This is a genomic window from Aeromonas diversa CDC 2478-85 (genome assembly GCF_000819805.1).
GTDB lineage: Bacteria > Pseudomonadota > Gammaproteobacteria > Enterobacterales > Aeromonadaceae > Aeromonas > Aeromonas diversa.
This window is the reverse complement of record NZ_CDCE01000027.1, coordinates 22,025-44,001: the sequence shown is the minus strand read 5'-3', so window position 1 is coordinate 44,001 and position 21,977 is coordinate 22,025. Positions and strand designations below refer to the sequence as shown.

24 protein-coding genes are annotated in these 21,977 nt (G+C 64.0%); 13 read left to right on the top strand and 11 right to left on the bottom strand.

Annotated features, from left to right (window positions below; translation table 11 throughout):
• Window positions 1–107: 107 nt before the first annotated feature.
• The 5 genes from blrA (at window position 108) to BN1121_RS08735 (ending at window position 5,692) form a co-directional block, all read left to right on the top strand.
• Complete coding sequence (gene blrA / locus BN1121_RS08755; protein ID WP_005349401.1) at window positions 108–782, top strand: beta-lactam response regulator transcription factor BlrA; 675 nt, start codon at window positions 108–110, stop codon at window positions 780–782.
• Window positions 782–2,233: a beta-lactam sensor histidine kinase BlrB gene (gene blrB, locus BN1121_RS08750; RefSeq protein ID WP_005349403.1), complete on the top strand. Its 1,452-nt coding sequence runs from the start codon at window positions 782–784 to the stop codon at window positions 2,231–2,233. The genes blrA and blrB overlap by 1 nt, the downstream gene beginning before the upstream one ends.
• Before the next feature lie 32 nt (window positions 2,234–2,265).
• Complete coding sequence (gene blaOXA / locus BN1121_RS08745) at window positions 2,266–3,057, top strand: class D beta-lactamase (protein WP_005349406.1); 792 nt, start codon at window positions 2,266–2,268, stop codon at window positions 3,055–3,057.
• A gap of 114 nt (window positions 3,058–3,171) precedes the next feature.
• Window positions 3,172–4,455: a cell envelope integrity protein CreD gene (creD, locus tag BN1121_RS08740; RefSeq protein WP_005349409.1), complete on the top strand. Its 1,284-nt coding sequence runs from the start codon at window positions 3,172–3,174 to the stop codon at window positions 4,453–4,455.
• A gap of 286 nt (window positions 4,456–4,741) precedes the next feature.
• Window positions 4,742–5,692: a sensor domain-containing diguanylate cyclase gene (locus BN1121_RS08735; RefSeq protein WP_005349412.1), complete on the top strand. Its 951-nt coding sequence runs from the start codon at window positions 4,742–4,744 to the stop codon at window positions 5,690–5,692.
• Window positions 5,693–5,708: 16 nt separating this feature from the next.
• Here the strand turns inward: BN1121_RS08735 and ubiK are convergent, their stop codons facing one another.
• Window positions 5,709–5,966 carry a ubiquinone biosynthesis accessory factor UbiK gene (gene ubiK / locus BN1121_RS08730; RefSeq protein ID WP_005349415.1) on the bottom strand — a complete coding sequence of 86 codons (258 nt, stop codon included), beginning with the start codon at window positions 5,964–5,966 and terminating at the stop codon, window positions 5,709–5,711.
• A gap of 273 nt (window positions 5,967–6,239) precedes the next feature.
• On the opposite strand from ubiK, the gene BN1121_RS08725 reads away from it, so the two are divergent.
• Window positions 6,240–8,663, top strand: coding sequence for a VolA/Pla-1 family phospholipase (locus BN1121_RS08725; RefSeq protein WP_005349418.1), 2,424 nt, complete (start codon window positions 6,240–6,242; stop codon window positions 8,661–8,663).
• 57 nt (window positions 8,664–8,720) lie between these two features.
• Here the strand turns inward: BN1121_RS08725 and BN1121_RS08720 are convergent, their stop codons facing one another.
• From BN1121_RS08720 to coaBC, 4 genes are all read right to left on the bottom strand, one after another.
• Window positions 8,721–9,551 (bottom strand): mechanosensitive ion channel domain-containing protein, encoded by an 831-nt coding sequence (locus BN1121_RS08720; protein WP_005349422.1) that lies wholly within the window; start codon window positions 9,549–9,551, stop codon window positions 8,721–8,723.
• Between the two features lie 122 nt (window positions 9,552–9,673).
• Complete coding sequence (gene slmA / locus BN1121_RS08715; protein ID WP_005349425.1) at window positions 9,674–10,270, bottom strand: nucleoid occlusion factor SlmA; 597 nt, start codon at window positions 10,268–10,270, stop codon at window positions 9,674–9,676.
• Between the two features lie 69 nt (window positions 10,271–10,339).
• Window positions 10,340–10,798, bottom strand: a complete 459-nt coding sequence (dut, locus tag BN1121_RS08710; protein ID WP_005349428.1) for a dUTP diphosphatase — start codon at window positions 10,796–10,798, stop codon at window positions 10,340–10,342.
• A complete protein-coding gene (gene coaBC, locus BN1121_RS08705) occupies window positions 10,795–12,024 on the bottom strand; it encodes a bifunctional phosphopantothenoylcysteine decarboxylase/phosphopantothenate--cysteine ligase CoaBC (protein ID WP_005349431.1) in 1,230 nt (409 codons plus the stop codon). The genes dut and coaBC overlap by 4 nt, the downstream gene beginning before the upstream one ends.
• Window positions 12,025–12,168: 144 nt before the next feature.
• Here coaBC and radC point away from each other — a divergent pair, with 144 nt between their 5' ends.
• The 6 genes from radC (at window position 12,169) to BN1121_RS08680 (ending at window position 15,808) form a co-directional block, all read left to right on the top strand.
• The gene (gene radC / locus BN1121_RS08700) at window positions 12,169–12,843 is read left to right on the top strand and encodes a RadC family protein (protein ID WP_005349434.1); all 675 of its coding nucleotides are present in this window, start codon (window positions 12,169–12,171) and stop codon (window positions 12,841–12,843) included.
• A 140-nt stretch (window positions 12,844–12,983) separates the two neighbouring features.
• Entirely contained in the window at window positions 12,984–13,220 is a 237-nt protein-coding gene (gene rpmB, locus BN1121_RS19415) for a 50S ribosomal protein L28 (RefSeq protein WP_005349438.1), read from the top strand.
• Between the two features lie 11 nt (window positions 13,221–13,231).
• On the top strand, window positions 13,232–13,399 hold the full coding sequence (rpmG, locus tag BN1121_RS08695) for a 50S ribosomal protein L33 (protein WP_005307500.1): 168 nt from the start codon (window positions 13,232–13,234) through the stop codon (window positions 13,397–13,399).
• A gap of 94 nt (window positions 13,400–13,493) precedes the next feature.
• A complete protein-coding gene (locus tag BN1121_RS08690) occupies window positions 13,494–13,955 on the top strand; it encodes a hypothetical protein (protein WP_005349441.1) in 462 nt (153 codons plus the stop codon).
• Between the two features lie 8 nt (window positions 13,956–13,963).
• Window positions 13,964–14,776, top strand: coding sequence for a bifunctional DNA-formamidopyrimidine glycosylase/DNA-(apurinic or apyrimidinic site) lyase (gene mutM / locus BN1121_RS08685; RefSeq protein WP_005349442.1), 813 nt, complete (start codon window positions 13,964–13,966; stop codon window positions 14,774–14,776).
• A 165-nt stretch (window positions 14,777–14,941) separates the two neighbouring features.
• The gene (locus BN1121_RS08680) at window positions 14,942–15,808 is read left to right on the top strand and encodes a VirK/YbjX family protein (protein WP_005349445.1); all 867 of its coding nucleotides are present in this window, start codon (window positions 14,942–14,944) and stop codon (window positions 15,806–15,808) included.
• On the opposite strand, the gene coaD is transcribed toward BN1121_RS08680, so the two are convergent.
• Window positions 15,793–16,290, bottom strand: a complete 498-nt coding sequence (coaD, locus tag BN1121_RS08675; protein ID WP_005349448.1) for a pantetheine-phosphate adenylyltransferase — start codon at window positions 16,288–16,290, stop codon at window positions 15,793–15,795. The two genes, BN1121_RS08680 and coaD, sit on opposite strands and share 16 nt — an antisense overlap.
• A gap of 136 nt (window positions 16,291–16,426) precedes the next feature.
• On the opposite strand from coaD, the gene BN1121_RS08670 reads away from it, so the two are divergent.
• Window positions 16,427–17,467 carry a glycosyltransferase family 9 protein gene (locus tag BN1121_RS08670; RefSeq protein ID WP_043157236.1) on the top strand — a complete coding sequence of 347 codons (1,041 nt, stop codon included), beginning with the start codon at window positions 16,427–16,429 and terminating at the stop codon, window positions 17,465–17,467.
• Window positions 17,468–17,554: 87 nt separating this feature from the next.
• Here the strand turns inward: BN1121_RS08670 and BN1121_RS08665 are convergent, their stop codons facing one another.
• The 5 genes from BN1121_RS08665 to msrB form a co-directional block, all read right to left on the bottom strand.
• Window positions 17,555–17,920 carry a hypothetical protein gene (locus BN1121_RS08665; RefSeq protein WP_156139396.1) on the bottom strand — a complete coding sequence of 122 codons (366 nt, stop codon included), beginning with the start codon at window positions 17,918–17,920 and terminating at the stop codon, window positions 17,555–17,557.
• Between the two features lie 223 nt (window positions 17,921–18,143).
• Window positions 18,144–18,590: a hypothetical protein gene (locus BN1121_RS08660; RefSeq protein ID WP_005349456.1), complete on the bottom strand. Its 447-nt coding sequence runs from the start codon at window positions 18,588–18,590 to the stop codon at window positions 18,144–18,146.
• A gap of 92 nt (window positions 18,591–18,682) precedes the next feature.
• Complete coding sequence (gene ovoA, locus BN1121_RS08655) at window positions 18,683–20,836, bottom strand: 5-histidylcysteine sulfoxide synthase (RefSeq protein WP_005349458.1); 2,154 nt, start codon at window positions 20,834–20,836, stop codon at window positions 18,683–18,685.
• A 124-nt stretch (window positions 20,837–20,960) separates the two neighbouring features.
• Window positions 20,961–21,467, bottom strand: a complete 507-nt coding sequence (gene msrA, locus BN1121_RS08650; protein WP_005349462.1) for a peptide-methionine (S)-S-oxide reductase MsrA — start codon at window positions 21,465–21,467, stop codon at window positions 20,961–20,963.
• 18 nt (window positions 21,468–21,485) lie between these two features.
• Window positions 21,486–21,935, bottom strand: coding sequence for a peptide-methionine (R)-S-oxide reductase MsrB (gene msrB, locus BN1121_RS08645; protein ID WP_005349465.1), 450 nt, complete (start codon window positions 21,933–21,935; stop codon window positions 21,486–21,488).
• Window positions 21,936–21,977: the final 42 nt, after the last annotated feature.

Sequence of the window (21,977 nt, the reverse complement as noted above, 5' to 3'; positions counted from 1 at the left end):
AGGTAAAAACGTACCCGAATGATATGTAAGGAAATCGACGGCAAAGACAGTATGATATTTAGCCCGATTTCTCACAATACAGCACGGTTCGCCGGGCACAGAACGACATGAGAGAACAACCGCAGGTCTGGCTGGTGGAAGACGAAGCCAGCATAGCCGACACCCTGATCTATACCCTGCAGACCGAAGGGTTTGCGGTGGAGTGGTTTCCCCTCGGCCGCCCCATGCTGGCGCGGCTGGCAGATATGGTGCCCGACTTCATTATCCTCGACGTGGGGCTGCCCGATATCAGCGGCTTCGAGCTGTGCAAGGCGGTGCGTGCCGTCAGTCAGGTGCCGCTGATGTTCCTCACCGCCCGCAGCGAGGAGATAGACCGCCTGATCGGTCTCGAGATCGGCGCCGATGACTATGTGGCCAAGCCGTTCTCGCCGCGGGAGGTCTCGGCCCGAGTGCGGGTGATTCTGAGGCGCAGCCAGGGCGTCAGCTCGGCCACCCCACCCGGTTTGCAGCTGGATGAGGAGCGGGCCCGCATCACCCTGGAGGGCAAGGCGCTCACCCTCACCCGTTACGAATACCTGCTGCTCAAGACCCTGATGCAGGCGCCGGGGCGGGTCTTCTCGCGCCAGCAGCTGATGGAGCGGGTGTGGCAGGATGCCGAGGAGAGCCTGGATCGCACCGTCGACACCCATATCAAGACACTGCGCGCCAAGCTGCGCGAGCAGGCGCCCGGGTTTAATCCGATCCTGACCCACAGGGGTCTTGGTTACAGCCTGGAGGGGTGATGCGGCTCTGGCAGCAACTGCTGGTGGGGCTGGTCCTCATCTTCGCCCTCGGTGCCTGGTTTGTGCTCGAGATCTTCGTGCAGGAGATAAAGCCGGGCGTGCGCAGTGCCACCGAGGATACCCTGGTGGACATGGCCCAGCTGCTGGCCCCCCTGGCTGCCGAGGATCTCCAGCGCGGGCGCATGACCGATGGCAGCCTGGCCAAGGCCTATGCCCGCCTCAACCAGACACCGATCAACGCCCTCATCGACGGCCACCTCAAGGAGCTGGTGGAGTACCGGATCTATGTCACCGACCGTCTGGGCAAGGTGATCTACGACTCGGCCGGGGAGGCCCTCGGCCAGGACTATTCGCGCTGGAACGACGTCTATCTGACCCTGCGTGGCGAGTATGGCGCCCGCAGCACCCGCAGCGATCCGGACGACCCCGCCACCTCAGTGATGCACGTGGCCGCCCCCCTGCGCGACGGTGAGGCGATCGTCGGCGTGCTGACCGTGGCAAAACCCAACCGGGCCCTGATGCCGGCCATCGAGCGCAGCGAGCAGCGGTTGCTGCGCGCGGCCGGACAGCTGCTGCTGATCGCCCTGTTGATCGGCGCCCTGCTGGTGTGGTGGATGAACCGCGGCATTGGCAAGCTGGAGCAGTATGCCGGCGCCGTGACCCGAGGGGAGGCGGCGCCTCTGCCGCGCCTCTTCACCCCCGAGCTGGACCGGCTCGGCCGGGCCCTCGAGACTATGCGTCGCCAGCTCGACGGCAAACGTTATATCGAGCGCTATGTGCATGGTCTCACCCACGAGCTCAAGAGCCCGCTGGCCGCCATCCGCGGTGCCGGCGAGATCCTGGCGGAGTCTCCACCCCCCGAGGTGGCCGCCCGTTTTCTTGCCAACATCCGCGAACAGGGCGACCGCATGCAGCAGCTTATCGATCGCATGTTGCAGCTGGCCCGCCTCGAGTCGGGGCAGGGGATAGAGCGTCAGCCAGTCGCCCCCGCGGCACTGGGGCAGCGGGTTGCGGCCGGCAAGGAGACCCAGGCGAGCCAGCGACAGATCCGTCTCACGCTGGATCTGGCCGAGGCTCACGCCCTGCGCTGGGATCCCCTGTTGGTGGAGCAGGCTCTCGGCAATCTGATCGACAACGCGCTCGACTTCGCGCCCCCCGGCAGCACCATCACCCTGCAGGGGCGCCCCACTCAGGGCGGTTATTGCTTCCTGGTGGAAGATCAGGGGCCGGGCATACCCGAGTACGCCCTGCCGCGCATCTTCGAGCGCTTCTACTCCCTGCCGCGCCCCGACAAGGGCAAGAGCAGCGGCCTCGGGCTCAGCTTCGCCCGTGAGGTGGCCCAGCAGCACGGAGGGAGCCTGACCCTGAGCAACCGTCCCGGGGGCGGGGTCAGCGCCGAGCTGGCGTTGGCCTCGCCGCGACTTCACAAGGAGCACACTCAGCCGGGTTAGAGTCGGTGCATTCATACCCATGAGGAGTTTCCATGTCTGCTCTGTTGCTGCGCGGCCTGCTGGCCGCCGCCCTGTTGCATGCCATCCCGGCCTCGGCCGCCGGCTGCTTCCTGTTTGCCGATGCCAGCGGCAAGCCCCTCGAGCGGGAGGGAGAGTGCAGCCAGCGCCTGCCGCCGGCCTCCACCTTCAAGATCCCCCTGGCGTTGATGGGGTTCGACAGCGGCTTTCTGGTCGACGCCGGACACCCGGCCCTGCCATTCAAGCAGGGCGATGAAGACTGGTTGCCGGCCTGGCGCGAAACCACCACCCCGAGCCGCTGGATGACCTATTCGGTGGTCTGGTATTCCCAGCGTCTGACCGAGTGGCTCGGCGCCGAGCGTTTCCAGCAGTACGTCGACCGCTTCGACTATGGCAACCGGGATCTCTCGGGCACCCCTGGCCAGCACGATGGCCTGACCCAGGCCTGGCTCAGCACCAGTCTCGCCATCAGCCCGGAGGAGCAGGCCCGCTTCCTCGGCAAGATGGTGAGCGGCAAGCTGCCGGTGTCGGCTACGACCCTGGCACGCACCGCCGAGATCCTCAAGGTGACCGAGATCGACGGCTGGCAGGTGTATGGCAAGACCGGCATGGGATACCCCAAGCGCCTCGACGGCACGCCAAACCGGGAGCAGCAGATCGGCTGGTTCGTCGGCTGGGCCAGCAAGGGCGGCGAACGGCGCATCTTTGTGCATACCGTCATCCAGCCGCCGGGCCAGCAGTTTGCCTCTCTCAAGGCCAAGGAAGAGGTGTTGGCAACCCTGCCGGCACGCCTCGCCGCCCACTGATCCCTCCGGCGCCCATGCGCCGGTTTTTTTGTCCACTTCACCCGGCCTTCACACGGCCCCATTCCACCTTCACGACAAGCCCCTAGAGTGGCACCGTCTCAAGGAGGGATTGTCATGGTGAAACAGATACTGACTCATAAAACGACCCTGTTGCTGCTGCTCAGCCTGCTGCTGATGTTGCCGATGCAGTGGATCCTGGACCTTAACCAGGAGCGCCAGGCCTATCGCCGGCAGGCGATAGAGAAGATCATGGGCAGCGCCAGCGGCCCCCAACGACTGATCGGGCCCATCCTGGTTCAGCCTCTCGTCCGCGAGGTCATGCTGAACGATGGCAAGGAGTGGAAACGTCATCAGGAGCGTCTGCTGCGCTACCGTCTGCCACAGCGGCTCGATGCCCAGATCGGGATGGAGGTGACCCCGCGCCATCTCGGTATCTACCAGGCTCAGGTCTATCAGGCCGTCATCACCCTGAGCGGCACGCTGGGGACACAGTCCGATTGGCAGGTGCCCGACGATGCGGTGGCCGAGACTCCCTATCTCAGTCTGGCGCTCTCCGATGCTCGGGGTATCAGTCAGATCCCTGCGGTGACGCTGGCCGGCAAGAGCCGTGAGGTGGTGCCGGGGGCCCGGCTGGGCCAGCTGGCGGGGGTCCATGTGCCGCTGACGGTGGGTGAGGGGGGGAACTTCGAGGTGAAGCTGGCCCTGCAAGGGATGGAGAGTATCGCCCTGGTGCCGATCGGCCGCGACAGCAGTCTCACCCTGGCGGGGAACTGGCCCCACCCTAGCTTCCTCGGTGACTTCCTGCCCACCAGCCGGGAAGTGAACTCGGCGGGGTTCACCGCGCGCTGGCAGACCAGCTGGTTTGCCACCGACATGGAGAGTCGCCTGCCGGGCCTCATCGAGGGGCAGAGCGAGACGCTCCCCGCCTTCACCACCAGCCTGGTGCAACCGGTCGATCATTATCAGCAGAACGAACGCAGTGCCAAGTATGCCCTGCTCTTTATCGGTCTCACCTTCCTGGCCGTGGTCATGGGGGAGCTGCTGCGCGGACTGCGCATCCACCCGATCCAGTACGCCCTGGTGGGGATGAGTCTGGTGATCTTCTACCTGGTGCTGCTGGCCCTGACCGAACAGATTGGCTTTACCCCCGCCTATCTGCTGGCCAGTCTGGCTTGTGTGTTGCTTAATGGCGCCTACCTGAGCCAGTCCCTGGGGGGCGCCCGCGCCGGTCTCGCCTTCGCCGGCCTGCAGGCCCTGCTCTATGGCGTACTCTATGGCCTGCTCCAGGCCGAGGATCTTGCGCTGCTGTTGGGGGCCCTGCTGTTACTGCTGATCCTGGCCCTAGTGATGATGCTGACCCGCAAGTTTGATTGGTATGCCCTGAGTCGGGAACCCTGAGAGCGGGGCCTGCTCCGCCAGCCCGGGGCCCCTTGTCAAAATTGGTGTCGATGGCCCCTCGCTCCCCTGGCGTGAGGGGCCGGTTGTTCAGTGCGCCTCGCCCCGGTTCACCCTCGAAAACCCTCCACTCTCGGCGGCGCGTACCGGCGTTGCCATCTGCGCCTCCTGCATACCCCTTCCCAACCCGTGATGGCCCTCTCTCCGGGACGCTTCATTCCTTGCATTTTATTGATAATCAACATTACTGTGTCTCACTTGGAGCACCAGTGTTCATTGCATGGAGGCGATGGTGACGGAATGTTCGGAGTGGTTAAGGCAGCCACAGGCACAAGAAGGGGCGCTGCAGCAGCTGCGCGATGCAGTGCGCCAGCTGGAACAGGAGAAGCGGGTCTTGCAGGAGCGTCTCAATGCCGCGCTGGATGGTACCGGCCTCTGTATCTGGCAGGGGCTGATTCCGACCGGTGAGCTTAAGGTCTTCAACTTGCAGCATTTTGAGGCGGGAGATGTGGCCCCTCACTTCGAACAGTGGAAGGCCAAGCTGCATCCTGAAGACAGAGAGCTGGCCCTGACCCGTTATTTCGAGCATCTGGCGGGAAGAAGCCCCTTCTATGAGGTCGAGTACCGCACCTTGGGCCCCGATGGTCGGGTGACCTGGCTCTGGGATCGCGGTCGAGTCGTGGAGTGGGATGGTGATGGCAAGCCATTGCGGATCCTCGGCTCCCATCTCGATATCACCCATCGTAAGGAGAACGAGCAGCGTCTGGCCCGTCAGGCCCGGCGCGATGCCCTGACCGATCTGCTCAACCGGCAGGGGTTGGATCAGGCCTTCAGCGACACCCCGGATCTGGCGGCGCTGCTGTTTATCGATCTCGATGACTTCAAGCTGGTCAATGACCGGTTGGGACATGCCTGTGGGGACAGGGTACTGCAACAGATTGCGGGCTGGCTGCGTGACATCATGCCAGCGTCGGCACCGTGCGGGCGTTATGGCGGAGATGAGTTTGTGGTCTGTCTGCCGGCCGGGGTGGCACCGGGTCCGCTGGCCGAGCAGCTATTGGAACGGGTGAACGGTGATTTGCCCGATCCGACGGGCAGTTTGCAGCTCGGGATGAGCATAGGCATCGCCCGGTGGGAGGCGGAACGTCCCCCCTTCCGGTTGGCGCTGGAAGTGGCGGATCGGGCCATGTATCTGGCCAAGGAGCGGGGCAAGCAGCGTTGGCATCAGCTCTTCCTGTGACGGCCTGCCCACGGGGTTACTCGCCCTTCTGACCCAACTGCTGCTCAAGCTGCTCCAACTTGGCTTCCAGGGTGGCCAGCTTCTCGCGGGTGCGCAGCAGCACCTTGGTCTGCACGTCAAACTCTTCGCGGCTCACCAGATCGAGTTTGCCGAGCTGGGACTGCAGGACCTGACGAATTTTCTTTTCCACCTCTTCCCCTACGCTCTTGATGCCGGGCGGCATGGCGTTGTGGATCTGCTTGGCGATCTCTTCCAGTTTTTTCGGGTCAATCATGGCTGTCTCCTTTTTGCTGGCCAGCATTCTACCCCTAATGGCCTCACCTGCCGAGCCTGTTTGGAGCGCCGCCTGGTCGGAGCGGGTTCTGAAGGGGGCTGTGCTAGTCTGCGTTCCCTCCTGATGAGGGGTGTGTCGCATTTTTGAGCATGAATCGAGATCCGATGACGGACCAGTTGCTTCTCGGCTGTTGCTTTTATGTTAACGTGGTTGGGTGCGGGTTGGAGCCGTACCCGCCTCATCAGGACACATTCACAATAATGAGACATGGATATGAAGAAGAAGCTGATCTTTATTGCGGTGGCCTCCGCGCTGCTGACCGCCTGTGGCGGTGGTGACGACGACAAGGGGGATACCTCCTCCTCCCTCGATTATCTCTTGACCGGTTCTGCCGGTCTGCGCGCCAGCGTATTGGCTCCCCGTGATGCTGACGGAACCCTGAAATTTTCCACCGAGACGGCGGATCTCTCCAACCCGGTGTCTGCTCTCTCCACGCTGGATGGCTGGTCGACCACCCAGCCCGTCACCCTGATCCCCACCGGGATCGAAGGGGTGAGTGTGCCGGTGCCCGCCAAGGCCGACTTTGCCGCCGCCGTAGCGCCCATCTATCTGTTCGAGCTGGAGTTTGACAGCACCACCATGGCCCCCAAGGGGATCAAGAAGCAGTGGGTCTATGGCACCGACTTCGTCGTGGCCGATAGCGGCGGCAAGCTGGCCCTGGTACCGCTCAAGCCCTTCAACCCCTCTTCGTACTACATGACGGTGGCCACCAGCTCCCTCAAGGACAGCCGTGGCAGTGCCCTGCGTGCCGGCGACGACTACGCCAACCTGAGGGCAAACAGCGGCAGCAGTGCCACCGAGCAGAAGCTGCACGGCCTGATCGCCCTGCAAGAGGGGCTGTTCTTGCAGGCGACCGGCATCGCCTCGGACAAGGTGATCTTCTCCGACTGGTTTGCCACCCAATCCGGCGCCGATGTGCTGACCACCGTCAAGGGCGCGGCCGCCAGCATCCTGGCCAAATCTGCCACCCTGGATGCCGCCGCCCTGTGGCATCAGGATGCCCACGGCAATACCAGCCTGCCGGGAACCTATACCATCAACCAGATCGATGGCGGTACCGCCTTCCTGACCCGACTGGCTGCCGAGCCGTTTTTGCCCCAGGCCTCGCGTGATCAGCTGGCTCAGGTGATTGGTGCCGATCCGACACTCTCTGGCTTGGCCGCTGCGACCAAGGTTTATGCCGGCACGGTCAAGCTGCCCTACTTCCTCTCCACCCCGGCGCTGTCGGGCTCCTGGAACAAGGCCAAGACCGAGTCCTGGCACGGTGCCATCGACAGCCTGTATGCCATCGGCAACGCCCTCAAGGCGGGCGATAAAGAGGTGATTGGTGGACTGGTGGGTGCCGGTGTCGATCCGGCGCTGCTTGGCGAGCTGATTGCCGACCCGAGCCGCTCCGCCGAACTGCTGGTTGAGGCGAGCAAGCTGATCGGGGTGACCCTCACCTCCGGCGGCAAGCCCCTCGATGCCCAGCACAACATCGGCCGCTTCAACCCGTTGCCGGCCCTGAGCGAGGTGCAGTCGGTGCCGATGCGTATCTTCGCCGCGGCGCCCCTGAGTGCCGTGACCGATGTGATCATCTACCAGCATGGCGTCACCTCGGTGAAAGAGAACGCCTACGCCCTGGCCCTGAGCCAGATCGGCGCCGGCATGGCGGCCAGCAAGAACGTGGCCATCGTGGTGATCGATCACCCCCTGCACGGGGAGCGCGGTTATGCCCTGAGCGGCAGCATGGATACGGTCGCCACCAGCAGTAACCCGACCCCCTACCTCAACCTGAGCTACCTGACCGTGGCCCGTGACAACCTCAAACAGAGCGTCGCCGACTTGCTTGGCCTGCGTCTGGCAGTGGGTCTGGCCAACAGCAAGGGGATGATCGGCGGGGCTGGGCTCAAGGTGCACTTCTTGGGTCACTCGCTGGGGGCCATGACCGGCACCAATCTGCTGGCGGTCGCCAACCAGTCGGTGGGTAACCCGGTCGCCGATGCCCTGTTCAAGTTCGACACCGGCGGCCTGGCCATGCCCGGTGGCGGTATTGCACCCCTGCTGCTCAACTCCCCGACCTTCGGGCCGACGATCCAGTACGGGGTGCTGACCAATGGCTCCGAGGCGCTCAAGAACGGCTTCGCCGCCTATGCGCCGAGCTGCCAGAAGGCACCGGACCCTGCCTGCTTCGTCAACGAGTTCCTGCCGAAGCAGGATGCGTCGATCCAGGCTGCCGCCGCCGCCACCCTGGCCAGCTACAGCTTCGCCGCCCAGTCGGTGCTCGACTCGGCCGATCCCATCAACCTGGGGGCCGGCATCAAGAGCGACCTCAAGCTGTTTGCCACCGAGATCGTGGGCGACGGTGCCCTCAACCTGCCGGATCAGGTGATCCCCAACAGCACCAAGACCTCGCCGCTGGGGGGGACCGAGCCTCTGCTCAAGGTGCTGGGGTTGCAGTCCCTGACCAACACTCAGGTTGGACCGATCCGTCATGTGGCCCGCTTCGTCGACGGCGGCCACAGCTCGCTGCTGTCGCCGGACGGTGGCGACGACACCGGGGCTGTGACTGCCGAGATTCAGAAGGAGTTTGCCAGCTTCTTCATGAGCGGCGGCGCGGCGGTGCAGGTCACCGACCCCAACCTGCTCAAGCAGTAAGCCTGTCCGATAACAAGAAGGCCGCCCCTAGGGGCGGCCTTCTTCATGGGCGCAAGCTCACCCTTGTTTCATGTGCACCACGCGCTGGGGGAAGGGAATCTCGATCCCTTCGGCGTCGAAGGCCATCTTCACCTTCTCATGGAAGTCAAACCAGACCCCCCAGTAGTCGGCGGTCTTGACCCAGGGTCGCACCACCAGGTTGACCGCGGAGTCGGCCAGGGCGGCGACGGCGATGGTCACGGCCGGATCTTTCAGGATGCGCGGCTCCTCGTTCACCAGACGCTCGAGGATCTGCTTGGCCTTGCGGAGATCCGAGCCATAGCCGATGCCGAAGGTCATGTCGACGCGGCGGGTCTCCATGCGCGAGTAGTTGACTATGGTGCCGTTGAGGATGGCGGAGTTGGGCACCACCACCATCTTGTTGTCACCTGAGGTGAGGGTGGTGGTGAACAGCTGAACGGATTGCACCACGCCATTGGTGCCTGCCACCTCGATAAACTCGCCTGCCTTGATGGGGCGGAAGATGATGAGCAGGAAGCCGGCGGCGAAGTTGGAGAGCGATCCTTGCAGCGCCAGACCGATGGCCAGACCGGCGGCACCGATAATGGCGACGAAGGAGGCGGTCTGCACCCCGACCCGGCCCAGCGCCGCGATCACCACGAATACCAGGATGGCGTACTTGAGGATGCTGCCGACAAACTCGGTGATAGTAGTGTCGAGTTTGCGGCTTTTCATCACCTTGACCACACCACCGCTGATGAGGTTAGCGGCGATATAGCCGACCAGCAGGGTCAGCAGGGCGGCCGCAATGTTGACGCCGTATTCGATGATCAGCGTCTGGTTATTTTGCAACCAGGTCTGGGCCTCGTTGAGGATCTCGGGTTCCATAGGGTCTCCTGTCCGTTGTGATGATGGGCAAAGGGGCGATTAGAGCACATGGGTGCGACGAGTACGGTCGCATATGAAGCAGGTAAAAAGAAGGGGGAGACCTCTGGTCTCCCCCTCGGCGGTCAGCTCTGTAGTAGCTGGCTGCGGATGAAGTGCCACTGCTCCTCGAAGCCGGCGGTGGGCTTGAGCTTGAACTCGGAGCGGACAAACTGGCTGATGCGCCCCTCGGCGTAGGCGAGCAGCAGGTTGGCCAGCATGGTCTCGTCGAGCTGGAAGCCCTGTCCTTCACGCAGACGCTTCTCGCGCAGCACCTGCTTGAGCTGGGTCTCCAGCTTGTCGAACAGCAGGCCGATGCGATCGCGCAGGCGGTCGTTCTCGCCCAGCAGGGCATCGCCATTGAGGATGCGGGTGATGCCGGGGTTGCGCTCGGCAAACATCAGCAGCAGTTGCAGTATGTGGCGGCAGCGCGCCATGGTGTCCTTCTCCTCGGCCAGGATCAGGTTCACCCGGGAGAGCAGGGAGTCTTCGATGAAGTCGATCAATCCCTCGAACATGCGGGCCTTGCTGGGGAAGTGCCGGTACAGTGCGGCCTCCGAAACCCCGACCTCGGCGGCCAACCGGGCCGTGGTAATGCGCTGCCCCGGGCTGGTTTCCAGCATGTGGGCAAGAGCCTGCAGGATCTGCTCCCGACGGCTCTGCTTGAGTTGACTGCTTGCCATAAATTCCCCTAAAAAAACAATGCCTTCTCTTTATTATTCGGCGCTGCCCGGGTGCGTCTGCCGGCGGCGTTACTGGCGTCCGGAGGAACCAAAGCCCCCTTCGCCCCGCTCGCTCTGATCAAACTCATCGACCAGCGTAAAGCTGGCCTGTACCACCGGCAGGATCACCAGTTGGGCGATGCGCTCGCCCGGTTGCATGGTGAAGCTCTCCTGGCCACGGTTCCATACCGAGACCATCAGCTGTCCCTGGTAGTCGGAATCGATGAGGCCAACCAGGTTGCCGAGCACGATGCCGTGCTTATGGCCGAGGCCGGAGCGCGGCAAAATGGTGGCGCACAGGCCGGGATCCTGGATATGGATGGCCAGGCCGGTGGGGACGAGGAAGGTCTCGCCGGGGGCCAGCGTGATGCTCTCGTCCAGCAGGGCGCGCAGATCCATACCGGCAGAACCGGGGGTGGCGTAGGCAGGCAGCGGAAACTCGCGACCGATGCGGTCATCGAGGATTTTCAGTTCAATCTGTGTCGTCATGAGTGCTTAGTATCTTGGGCGCGGCGGCGCAGATAGTGTTCCGCCACCAGAGTGAGCAGGTGCCGGGCGATCGACAGCTTGTCGGCCAGCGGCAACTCGTGGCGTCCCCCCTGCCAGTACAGGGTAAGGGCGTTGTCATCGGCATTAAATCCTTGTCCGGTGCGCGACACGTCGTTGGCGGCGATCATGTCGAGCCGCTTCCGTTGCAGCTTGTCGAGGGCATATTGTTCCACATCCACGGTTTCGGCGGCAAACCCCACGGTGAAGGGCTTGTCGCTGAGTGCGCCGACCGAGGCGATGATGTCCGGATTTTTCACCAGGGTTACGACCATCTCCTCTTTATCGACCGTTTTCTTGATTTTCTGAGGGTGTACCTCGGCCGGTCGATAATCGGCCACGGCGGCGCAGCCGATAAAGATATCGCTGCTGGCCACCTGTGCCATCACGGCCGCGTGCATCTGCTCGGCGCTCTCCACGTCGATCCGGGCTACTCCGGCCGGGGTCGGCAGGTGCACCGGTCCGCTGACCAGGGTGACCTCGGCCCCCAGCTCGGCGGCGGCGCGGGCCAGGGCAAAGCCCATCTTGCCCGAGCTGTGGTTGCTGATGTAACGCACCGGATCGAGCGCCTCCCGGGTCGGGCCTGCGGTCAGCAGCAGGCGGCAGCCGGCCAGAGGGCGGGCGCCCTGCAGCTGCGTCACGCAGCGCTCCACCAGTTCGAGTGGGTCGAGCATGCGGCCCGGCCCCACGTCGCCACACGCCTGGCTGCCCGAGTCCGGCCCCCACAGCAGCACACCGCGGCTGGCCAGGGTTTTGAGATTGGCCTGGGTGGCGGCGTTGAGATACATCTGCTGGTTCATGGCCGGCGCCAGTGCGACTGTGGCCGGGGTGGCCAGGCAGAGGGTGGTGAGCAGCTCGTCGGCCATGCCGGCCGCCATGCGAGCCATCAGGTTGGCGCTGGCCGGGGCGATCAGTACCAGGTCGGCCCACTTGGCCAACTCGATATGCCCCATGCCCGCCTCGGCGGCCGGGTCGAGCAGGCTATCGGCCACCGGGTGGCCCGAGACCGCCTGCAGCGTCAGGGGGGTGATGAACTCCTTGGCGGAACGGGTCATCACGACCCGCACCTCGGCCCCCTGATCCTTCAGGCGGCGCACCAGCTCGGCACTCTTGTAGGCGGCGATCCCCCCGCTGATGCCCAGCAGGATGCGTTTGTCGGCCAATCTCATGGATCTCGTTCCGGTCGTCTCAGTCACTGGTCGGCTAAGATATCACACCCCTCTGTCCGGGACAGGGGGCAAGGTCAAGTTCGTGAATAAGCAGGGGAGGAGGGGAAGGACTAAGGTTGTTTCATGGCTCAGGGAGGGTGACAAATGGCTATCAAAGACTGGCCCCGGGACGAACGCCCGCGCGAGAAACTGTTGGCGAGGGGGGCGGAGGCGTTTTCGGATGCCGAACTGTTGGCCATCTTTTTACGCACCGGTGTCAGCGGCATGGATGCGGTAACCCTGGCGCGCAATCTGTTGGGGGAGTTTGGTTCCCTGCGTGCCCTGATGAGCGCCGAGCGGCAGGCTTTTTGTCGTGGCCGTGGTCTGGGAGAGGCTAAATTTGTTCAATTGCAGGCGGTGCTCGAGATGGCCCGTCGTCATCTGGCCGAGCGGTTGGAGCGGGGCGAGGCCCTCACCAGTCCCCAGCTCACCCGCGACTATCTGCAGAGCCGATTGCGGGATCGTGAGCGGGAGATCTTCGCGATCCTGCTGCTCGATAACCAGCACAGGGTGATCCACGACGAGGAACTGTTCCAGGGAACCTTGGGTAGTGCCAGCGTCTGGCCAAGAGAAATTGTGCGGATCGCGATCAAACATAATGCAGCCGCCGTGATTCTGGCGCATAATCACCCGTCCGGCGTGGCCGAGCCCAGCCGGGCCGATCGCCAGTTGACGGAACGGATCCTGGCCGCACTGGCCCTGATCGATGTGCGAGTCCTGGATCATCTGGTGATCGGTGACGGCATCACGGTTTCCTTCGCCGAGCGCGGTTGGCTCTGACAATCCTGGCGCTGGGCCCCGTTTTAGTTGATCTTTGATCACAGATGCTGTATAAAATGCCGCCTTCTGTTTGCCCCGCAATCGAAGGCCAGCGGGGCAAATATTTGCTCGAGCAAGAAGTAAGATTTGGAGAGACTGACATGTCTAGAGTATGCCAAGTAACCGGCAAGCGTCCGGCTGTTGGTAACAACCGTTCGCACGCTAACAACGCTACCAAGCGTCGTTTCCTGCCGAACCTGCACACTCACCGTTTTTGGGTTGAGAGTGAAAAGCGCTTCGTAAGCCTGCGTGTTTCCGCCAAGGGCATGCGTATCATCGACAAGCGTGGCGTAGAAGTCGTTCTGGCTGAACTGCGCGCCCGCGGTGAGAAGGTATAAGGAATTAGATCATGGCTAAAGGTATTCGCGAGAAGATTCGCCTGAACTCCAGCGCCGGTACTGGTCACTTCTATACCACTACCAAAAACAAGCGCACCATGCCCGAAAAGATGGAGATCAAGAAATTTGATCCGGTCGTTCGTCAGCATGTGATCTACAAGGAAGGCAAAATCAAGTAATTACTTGATCTTGCACTCCCAAAAACCCGGCTTAGGCCGGGTTTTTTTATGGTCGCGATCCACAGTACACTGCTCCCTCACTCAGGAGGAAAGCATGTTCAGACTCTCCCGTCGGGGCTGGAACAACGTCATCATAGTCGGCGTGTTGGCCGCCATTACTCTGTTGCATCGCATGGAGCAGATGCAGGAGATCAACAGCCAGAGCCGCCAGCGAACCCTGTTGCCGGCCGACGCCGTGGTACTCACCTGGCAGGGGCCTACCTGGCAGATAGAGCGGATTGGCCAGGGGTGGCGCAGCCAGCCCGATCTGGGATTGGAGAGCGCAGCCCTCGGGGCCAGGGTGAGCCAGTGGAGCCAGTGGCTGCTGTCTCCTGCCGAGCCGCTGCGCGGCGCACCGACCCTGATCCGGGTCTGGCTGGCCGCCAGTGACGACCCGGTGGAGATCGGTCTCTATCAGGATAACGGCCGCTATGGCGCCCTGTTGCCGCCGGATCGCTGGCTCGCCCTCAGTGCCGAACAGTACCAGGCCCTGCTCTCCCCCGCTTCCGCCAAGTAAGAGGACACATGCCAGAACTACCCGAAGTCGAGGTGAGCCGGCAGGGGATCGCCCCCTGGCTCACCGGTGTCGAGGTCACTCGCGTCGTGGTGCGCGACGGTCGCCTGCGCTGGCCGGTACCGGGCGAGATCCAGGAGCTGAGCGGGCTCACCATCCGCCGGGTCGCGCGGCGCGCCAAGTATTTGCTGCTGGAGACCGATTTTGGCACCGCCATCCTGCATCTGGGGATGTCGGGCAGCCTGCGGGTGCTGCCCATCGGCACTCCTGCCGAGAAGCACGATCACGTGGACATCGAGCTCGCCAACGGCAAGCTGCTGCGGCTCAACGATCCGCGCCGCTTCGGTGCCCTGCTGTGGACCCGTGACCCCGCCGAGGCGCACACCCTGCTCGCCAAGCTGGGGCCGGAGCCGCTGACCGATGCCTTTAGCGCCGACTACCTGGCGCAGCGCGCCAAGGGGCGCACCACCGCCATCAAGCAGTTCTTGATGGACAACCAGGTGGTAGTCGGCGTCGGCAACATCTACGCCAACGAGGCCCTGTTTGCCGCCGGCATTCATCCCAAGCGGGCGGCCGGCGACATCAGCCGGGAGCGGCTCGAGAAGCTGGTCGGGGAGATAAAGCGGGTGCTGGCCGAGGCCATTACCCAGGGGGGCACTACCCTCAAGGACTTCACCAGCGCCGACGGCAAGCCGGGCTACTTTGTGCAGCGGCTGCAGGTCTATGGCCGTGCCGGTGAGCCCTGCCACACCTGCGGCAGCGAGATCCGCTCCCTGCGGCTGGGGCAGCGCAATACCTTCTTCTGCGCTCACTGCCAGCACTGAGACGGTCGCCCATCTTGTAAGAGTGTGTTGCTGCGTCTTGTGGCGCGGCACGCTCTTTTCTTAGTATCTCGTTCGTTCAGGCTGTACACGAGATAATCAACAATGACAACATCACACGCATGTTGGGCCGACCTGGCTCGACAGGGTCACTATCGCTCCTTTGCCATGGCTCGTTACCTCTATCCTCAAGGTGCCGAGCGCAGAACCTTCAACCGCGCCAAGTTTGTGCTGCGCAGCGCCATCTATCGTGCCGCCTTGTGCCGTCTCTATGACCTCTTCTGTGAGGCGCCCCTGCGCGAGTTGCCGACCCGTTACCCCGAGCTGCTCGACAAGCCGCTGCGGCCCTATCGCTTCGCCTGCTCCAGTGCCCGTCAGCGTGCCGCCATGGTAGAAGAACACTATCGCCTGATGCTGGAGCAATTCCCTGCGCTGATCGCCCCCCTCTATCTGCAGCAGGGGATCGAACTTGGGCGGGTACCCGATTCGCCCGTCCGTCTGGTGCTGCGTCATGACGGCACCTTCCGCCGCGAGGCGGAGCTCTCCTTCTCTCTGCTCGATGAGCAGGGGCGGCGCCTCTACAGCTGTGCCTTCTCGCTGGAGCGCTGTGGCGCTGGACTGGGGCTGGTGATCGGCTCGGTGCAGGGGCCTGAGCCCGGCATTGAGGGGGCCCAGGAGCGGGTGCGCGCGCTCACCAAGCAGTGCCATGGTCTGCGCCCCAAGTCGTTGGTGGTGATGCTGGTGTTGATGCTTGGCAAGAGGATGGGGGCCGACCGGGTGAGCGCCATTCGCAAGTGCGCCCACATCTTTCAGGCCAGACGTTACAGCAAGAAGCAAAAGGAGTGTCTGCTGGCCGACTATGACGAGCTGTGGAGCGAGTTTGGCGCCGAGGATCTCGACGCCAACTTCGTGGCCCTGGCCCCGCTCGAGCGCAAGCCCCTCGAGGAGATAGCATCCAAGAAACGGGCCATGTATCGTCGCCGCTACGAGTGGCTGGACGAGCTGGCCCGCGGCATCGATCAGGTCGTGGACTGACGCTGGGCCAATTTGGCCGCGATGGCCTTGCCGACTCTGGGATCGACAAACTGACCTATGTCACCACCGTGCAGAGCCACCTCCTTGACCAGGGTGGAGGAGATAAACGAATTCTCCTCCGCCGGCGTGAGGAAGACGCTCTCCAGGGTCGGCATCAGGCGACGGTTCATGTTGGCCAGCTGAAACTCGTACTCGAAGTCGGAGACGGCGCGCAGGCCGCGGATCAGCACGTTGGCCTGGTGGGCCTTGGCAAAGTCCACCAGCAGGCCGGAGAACCCCACCACGGTCACGTTGGGCAGGTGTGAGCTGACCTCGCGGGTCAGGGCTACCCGTTCATCGAGATCGAACAGTGGGCGCTTGCTCGGGCTGGCGGCTACCCCGACGATCACCTCGTCGAACAGGTGGGCGGCACGCTCGATGAGATCGGTATGGCCGTTGGTGATGGGATCGAAGGTGCCCGGATAGATGACCCGATGGCTCATGATGTGCTCTCCTGGGATCGAAATAGGGCGCATTATACGGCCACACCTTGAGAAGTGCAGTCGGTCGGGCAAGAATAGCGCACCACAGATAATGATGGTCCCCGCCATCGTGGCCGGGGCACAGGATGAGGTTGTGATGAAACGAATTCTGGTGGTTCGCAACGACAAGATCGGCGACTTCATGTTGGCCTGGCCGAGCTTTGCCATGCTCAAGCAGTCGCTGCCCTGTCATGTGACCGCCCTGGTGCCGGCCTACACGGCACCGCTGGCCAGGCTCTGTCCCTGGATCGACGAGGTCTTGATCGACCCGGGCAAGGGGGCCGACAAGGAGAAGCAGCAGTCACTGCTTGGCGCAATTCGCCAGCAGGCGTTCGATGCGGCGATCTGCCTCTTCTCCAACTCGCGCAACGCCATGCTGGTGTGGAAGGCGAACATCCCCTATCGGCTGGCGCCGGCTACCAAGCTGGCTCAGGTGCTCTACAACCAGCGGCTTACCCAGCGTCGCTCCCGCTCCGAGAAACCGGAATCCGAGTACAACCTCGACCTGATCCGCCGCTTCCTGGCCGATCAGGGGGCGACCCCGGTCGAGAGCCAGGCTCCCTTCTTGCGTTTCCCGGATGAGGTGCTGGCCCGGGTGCGCGAACAGGTAGCGGCCCGGCTGCGGGTTGACGCCGGGCGCCCCTGGCTGCTGGTCCATGCCGGCAGCGGTGGTTCGGCCAACAACCTCTCCATCGAGCAGTACGCCCGCATCATCATCAAGCTGAATCAGGCGCGCCCCGAGTTGCAATGCATCCTCACGGCGGGCCCCGGCGAAGAGAAGATCGCCGAGCAGCTGGCGGCCGAGCTGTTGGCCCATGGTGGCAACGGCTGGATCTACCGCTCCGAGGGGGGCTTGCCCCTGTTCTGCCAGGTGATCGCCAACGCCGCCCTCTTCATGGCCGGCAGCACAGGGCCGCTGCATATCGCCGCAGCTATGGATGTGCCCACGGTCGGTTTCTTCCCGATGCGTCGCTCGGCCACGCCGCTGCGTTGGCGGCCGCTCAACGGTGAGGGGCGTCACCTGGCGTTCAGTCCGCCCGAAGACAGCGATCATCCCGAGGACATGAGCCAGATCGAGCCCAAGGTGGTGGCTGCGGCCATCGCCGAGTGGGCGCCCCGGTTCTGGCAAGCGCCGTGAAGGGGTGAGGCGATCCACCGGCGCGACAGAGCGGAATACGATAACGGACACCCAGAGGTGTCCGTTTTTATTGTCGGTGAACCGGCCCTAACGAGAGACCCAGGCCCCCACCAGAGACGCGACCAGCAGGGTGGCTACCAGGGCGCTGGCAAGCCCGGGCGGGGCTTGCTTGGCCAGGGTGCGTTCCGCCTTGCTCATGCGGTGGACGACCCGGGCTTTCCCCATCAGCAGCAGGGCTGCATGGATCAGCGAGAGGGCGGCGAGCAGGATAAAGGTGACGACAGGGGGGCCGCCGAGGCCGGAGAAGCCGAACAGAATGGTGGCGCCATACAGGCCGACAAAGCCGGCGTTCATTCCGCTATGCAGGCCCAGCAGTGCCGGGCGAAACAGGCCCACCAGGGCCAGCAACAGACCGATAAGGGCAGCCAGCGCCGCCAATTGGGATAGCATCATGCCTCCTTGGCATCGATTCCCGGTCCACCCCCATGGCCACAGACCCCGGCCACTTGGTAGCAGGCGGGAGTATTGATTGGACAAGAAACGTACTCTGCCCGTCTAGGCTACGCCTGCCCCGGCCTGGAATGAAGCCGGATCGCTTCAGGATGTGACCCTGCTCAGCTACTGAGTGTGGGTGAGGCAGTGGCGGCAACCCTTGCCGCCCACTGGCCATCGAGGGTCAACGAGGATTGCCGGGTTCGGGGTTGGATTGGCGCTCTTCATCCCCGCGCTGCTGGCGTCGTTCGGCGGCCTCCTGGATGAGCTCCTCTCGCTGCCGGTCGAGGTCCTCCAGCAGCTTCTGTTTCTCTTCATCGGAGAGGGTCGGGTCTTCGGCAACCTCTTTCTTCTTCTGCTTGAGCTGGTCGAGCTTCTCCTTGCTAAGGCCTATCCGTTGGGCCAGCAGGTTGTCCCAGGCTATCTCGGTCAGGCTCTGCTCCGGCTCTTTGCGGGTGCGTCCCGGGTGGGCATAGGTAGGGGAGGGATCGCGGCTGCCTCCGCTCAGGGTCACCCTCTCTTCGGCAAGCAGTAGCCCCTTCTGCTGCTCTTGCTCTCGCAACAGCGCTGTGCCCTGTCCGACCTTCGGTGAAGGCCGCAGTAAGCCAAATTGCACCGCACCCAGGTTCATCTCTCATCCTCCTCGCCTCTGCGTCGGCGGGGGAGAGAGCAATAACCGTTCCAGCTCGCGGTTAAGGAGAGGGGCCTGCCGGCCCCTCGTCGTTAACTGCGTCTGCGCCAGACCGTGAGCTGGGCCACCGTATGCTGGTACTTGCGAGCCGTCTCGCGGATCACAAACGGCAGGTCGCGCGGTTCGCCGACCTCTTCAAACTCTGCCGCCAGCAGTCGTTGCAGGGCCTGATGGGTGGTCAGCGCCTCGCCGTTCTCCCGCACACCACCGAGCCAGTTGGCCTTGGGGGTGTACTCCTCGAGCCAGGTGTAGGGGCTGGTGAGCAGCAAGATGCCACCCGGGCGCAGGCGTCGGCCAATGTCTTGCAGGAAGCGAACGGGTTCACGCAGCCGGTCGATGAGGTTGGAGGCCAGCACCAGGTCGTAGTGATCGTACTTGGGCTTGAGGTTGCAGGCGTCCCCCTGGCTAAAGTGGATGCGCGCCGCCTGCTCGGCCCCGAGCGCGTGGTCGGCCAACCGGGCCTCCCGGTATTCCACCAGTTCCCCCTCCAGCGGCACGGCGTAACGGAACCCCTCCTGCCGGGTCATGGCCAGGGCCACGTCGATGAAGCGGGCCGAGTAGTCGACCCCGTCCACGTGCTGGAAGTGACGGGCCAGCTCGAAGCTGGCGCGGCCCACGGCGCAGCCGATGTCGAGCGCCCGCTGATGGTTGGGGGCCAGCTCGGCGGCCAGGCTGGCCAGAGTCTGGCCGTAGTTGGGCACCCCGAAGTGGCTCGGGCCGTAGTGGAAGTCGAGATACTGGGCCACCAGGGTATCGGTCTCGTAGGGGTTGACGGTGTGGGCCTCCTGATGGCGCGACACCAGGTAGCGGAAGCCGGCGTGCTGGAAGAAGTGGCGACGAAACGCATAGCGGGAGGCGGCGATCGCCTCGTTGCCGGTGCTGATCCAGCTGCCCCCCTTCATCAGGTTGTGCTTGCCGTCGAAGGTGGGGGTGGAGAAGTCGTCGTAGAGCGGGTGCACCTTGAACCCCTCGAAGCCGTCGATGGGGGTGCCGGTCCACTGCCAGACGTTGCCCACCAGATCGCAGAAGGCCCCCTGCTCGAAATGATCGACCGGGCAGGAGGAGGCCCAATACTCCAGGTTGAGATTGCCGGGGGCCTGTGGCCAGTTCGGCAGATCCACCGGGATGCGGCGGCGCAGGTGCATCCACTCGGCCTCGCTCGGCAGCTGCACCGGCAAGCCGGTGGTCTCGCTCTTCCAGCGGCAGAAGGCGGCGGCCTCGAGCTGATTCACCTCCACCGGCCAGTCCCATGGCATGGGCACTTCCTCGGTCATCAGCCGCAGTCGCAGGGCATCGGGTTCGCCCGGATCACCGACCCAGAAGGTGGGCATGGCGGCACGGGCGAATTCGCGCCAGCCCCACCCCTCGTCATCCCAGAAGCGGCGCTCGACGTAGCCACCGGCGGCGACGAACGCGAAGAATTCGGCGTTGCTCACCAGCAGCCGGCTCGCCTGGAAGGGAGCCAGGGTGACCCGTCGCTCGCCATATTCGTTGTCCCAGCCGTAGGTGTCGTCCTGCTTGCCGAGCACCACCTCACCGCCGGTTACCGCCAGCAGGGAGTTGGCCGGCACGCTGGCGCGATCGCGTCGGGCCTGGGGGCAGGCGGGCCAGTGGGGCTGGGCGCGCACCCACGCCAGCGGCAGCTGGCGGATCAGCACGCTCGAGGTTTCGAGATGGATGCGTTCGTGCTCAATGCCCATCAGGATGGCCCAGGCCGGGCTCTCCCAGTCGATGGGCAGAGTCAGCGGTATCTGCTCGATGAAGTGGATCACCCGCTCGCGCACCCGGGCGCGATAGCGGCGCAGCTCGCCCACGCTCGGCCAGTCGTAGTTGCGCTCGTCCAGATCGTCCCAGCTCATCTCGTCGACACCGATGGCGACCAGGGCCTCGATGCGGGGATCGATGCGCTCATCGATGAGACGAGCGGCCAGCAACTTGTTGATGAAGAAGGCGGCGGTGTGGCCGTAGTAGAAGATGAGAGGGTGGCGCAGGCGGATCGCCTTGGTAAACCAGGCGCGCTCGTCGGCCAGGCAGTCGAACAGGCGATCGTAGAGATCGAAGGTCTGGGTGAAGTAGGCGAGCAGTTCGCGGCGCTTGCGTGCCGGGTCATCACCATGGAGAACCAGGGTGCGGGTCGGGTCGGGCAGGGCGGCGGTCTCGGCGCGCAGGGGTTGGGCAAGGGTCACGGGCACGGCTCCTTATGCGGGGGAACGACTCCACTCTATACGGCGTGAGTGACAAAATGGATCGGCGATCCGTCAGAGGAAGTTAGCCCATCGACCGGGTAAGAGGCCAGTCGACGGGCCTGGGTTATCGGTTGCAACGCGGCAGTACCCAGCCTGGTCTGACCCAGTGACAGGTATAGCCTGCCGGGTAGTGTTGCAGGTAGTCCTGGTGCTCCGGCTCTGCCACCCAGAAGGGGCCGGCGGGTTGTACGTCGGTCACCACAGGGCCCGGCCAGAGGCCACTTGCCTCCACGTCGGCGATGGTGTCACGGGCCTCGCGTTCTTGCTCGTCACTCAGGGTGAAGATGGCCGAGCGATAGGAGCGGCCACGATCGTTACCCTGACGGTCCCGGGTGGTCGGGTCGTGGATCTGAAAGAAGAAGGCGAGCAGATCCCGGTAGCTCAGTCGGTCCGGATCGAAGATGACTTCGATCGCCTCGGCGTGGTCCCCGTGGTGGCGGTAGGTGGCATGAGCCACCTCACCACCGCTGTAGCCAACCCGGGTCGAGATGACCCCGGGGTGGTGGCGCAGCAGCTCCTGCATGCCCCAGAAGCAGCCTCCGGCCAGGATGGCGGTCTCGTGCCGATGCATAAATGTTCCTCCTGTGGGTCAGTCGTGTCGCTTCAGGGCCACGGCATTGATGCAGTAGCGCAGTCCGGACGGGGGCGGGCCGTCGGGGAAGACGTGGCCCAAATGGGCGTCGCACACCTGACAGCTTACCTCGATGCGGTGCATGCCGTGAGTGTGATCCTGATGGTAGGCCACCACCCCCTCCTGCAGGGGTTGGGTGAAGCTGGGCCAGCCGGAGTGGCTCTCAAACTTGCAGCCGGCGTCGAACAGCGGGGTATCGCAGCAGACGCAGTGGTAGCATCCAGGCTCAAACAGGCTGCACATGGCCGAGCTGTGGGGTCGCTCGGTACCCTTTTCGCGGGTGACCCGGTATTGCTCCAGGGTGAGACGAGCGCGCCACTCCGGCTCGCTGCGCTCAACCCTGGCGGGGGGCAGGGGATTGCCCTGGTTGGCCCAGCGCAATATCTGGTGCCAGTCGGGATGGGACATGGATGACCTCCTGGAGCGGGCTGTGGGCCAGCAGCTGTAAAT

Coding starts and splice junctions, on each gene's coding strand:
- coaD (WP_005349448.1), bottom strand. CDS start 16,290: ATGAGCCATCGGGTCATCTATCCGGGCACCTTCGATCCCATCACCAAC.
- radC (WP_005349434.1), top strand. CDS start 12,169: ATGGCTATCAAAGACTGGCCCCGGGACGAACGCCCGCGCGAGAAACTG.
- BN1121_RS08735 (WP_005349412.1), top strand. CDS start 4,742: ATGGTGACGGAATGTTCGGAGTGGTTAAGGCAGCCACAGGCACAAGAA.
- rpmB (WP_005349438.1), top strand. CDS start 12,984: ATGTCTAGAGTATGCCAAGTAACCGGCAAGCGTCCGGCTGTTGGTAAC.
- slmA (WP_005349425.1), bottom strand. CDS start 10,270: ATGGCAAGCAGTCAACTCAAGCAGAGCCGTCGGGAGCAGATCCTGCAG.
- mutM (WP_005349442.1), top strand. CDS start 13,964: ATGCCAGAACTACCCGAAGTCGAGGTGAGCCGGCAGGGGATCGCCCCC.
- rpmG (WP_005307500.1), top strand. CDS start 13,232: ATGGCTAAAGGTATTCGCGAGAAGATTCGCCTGAACTCCAGCGCCGGT.
- BN1121_RS08690 (WP_005349441.1), top strand. CDS start 13,494: ATGTTCAGACTCTCCCGTCGGGGCTGGAACAACGTCATCATAGTCGGC.
- coaBC (WP_005349431.1), bottom strand. CDS start 12,024: ATGAGATTGGCCGACAAACGCATCCTGCTGGGCATCAGCGGGGGGATC.
- dut (WP_005349428.1), bottom strand. CDS start 10,798: ATGACGACACAGATTGAACTGAAAATCCTCGATGACCGCATCGGTCGC.
- creD (WP_005349409.1), top strand. CDS start 3,172: ATGGTGAAACAGATACTGACTCATAAAACGACCCTGTTGCTGCTGCTC.
- BN1121_RS08670 (WP_043157236.1), top strand. CDS start 16,427: ATGAAACGAATTCTGGTGGTTCGCAACGACAAGATCGGCGACTTCATG.
- BN1121_RS08720 (WP_005349422.1), bottom strand. CDS start 9,551: ATGGAACCCGAGATCCTCAACGAGGCCCAGACCTGGTTGCAAAATAAC.
- ubiK (WP_005349415.1), bottom strand. CDS start 5,966: ATGATTGACCCGAAAAAACTGGAAGAGATCGCCAAGCAGATCCACAAC.
- blaOXA (WP_005349406.1), top strand. CDS start 2,266: ATGTCTGCTCTGTTGCTGCGCGGCCTGCTGGCCGCCGCCCTGTTGCAT.
- BN1121_RS08680 (WP_005349445.1), top strand. CDS start 14,942: ATGGCTCGTTACCTCTATCCTCAAGGTGCCGAGCGCAGAACCTTCAAC.
- blrB (WP_005349403.1), top strand. CDS start 782: ATGCGGCTCTGGCAGCAACTGCTGGTGGGGCTGGTCCTCATCTTCGCC.
- BN1121_RS08665 (WP_156139396.1), bottom strand. CDS start 17,920: ATGATGCTATCCCAATTGGCGGCGCTGGCTGCCCTTATCGGTCTGTTG.
- BN1121_RS08725 (WP_005349418.1), top strand. CDS start 6,240: ATGAAGAAGAAGCTGATCTTTATTGCGGTGGCCTCCGCGCTGCTGACC.
- BN1121_RS08660 (WP_005349456.1), bottom strand. CDS start 18,590: ATGAACCTGGGTGCGGTGCAATTTGGCTTACTGCGGCCTTCACCGAAG.
- msrA (WP_005349462.1), bottom strand. CDS start 21,467: ATGCATCGGCACGAGACCGCCATCCTGGCCGGAGGCTGCTTCTGGGGC.
- blrA (WP_005349401.1), top strand. CDS start 108: ATGAGAGAACAACCGCAGGTCTGGCTGGTGGAAGACGAAGCCAGCATA.
- msrB (WP_005349465.1), bottom strand. CDS start 21,935: ATGTCCCATCCCGACTGGCACCAGATATTGCGCTGGGCCAACCAGGGC.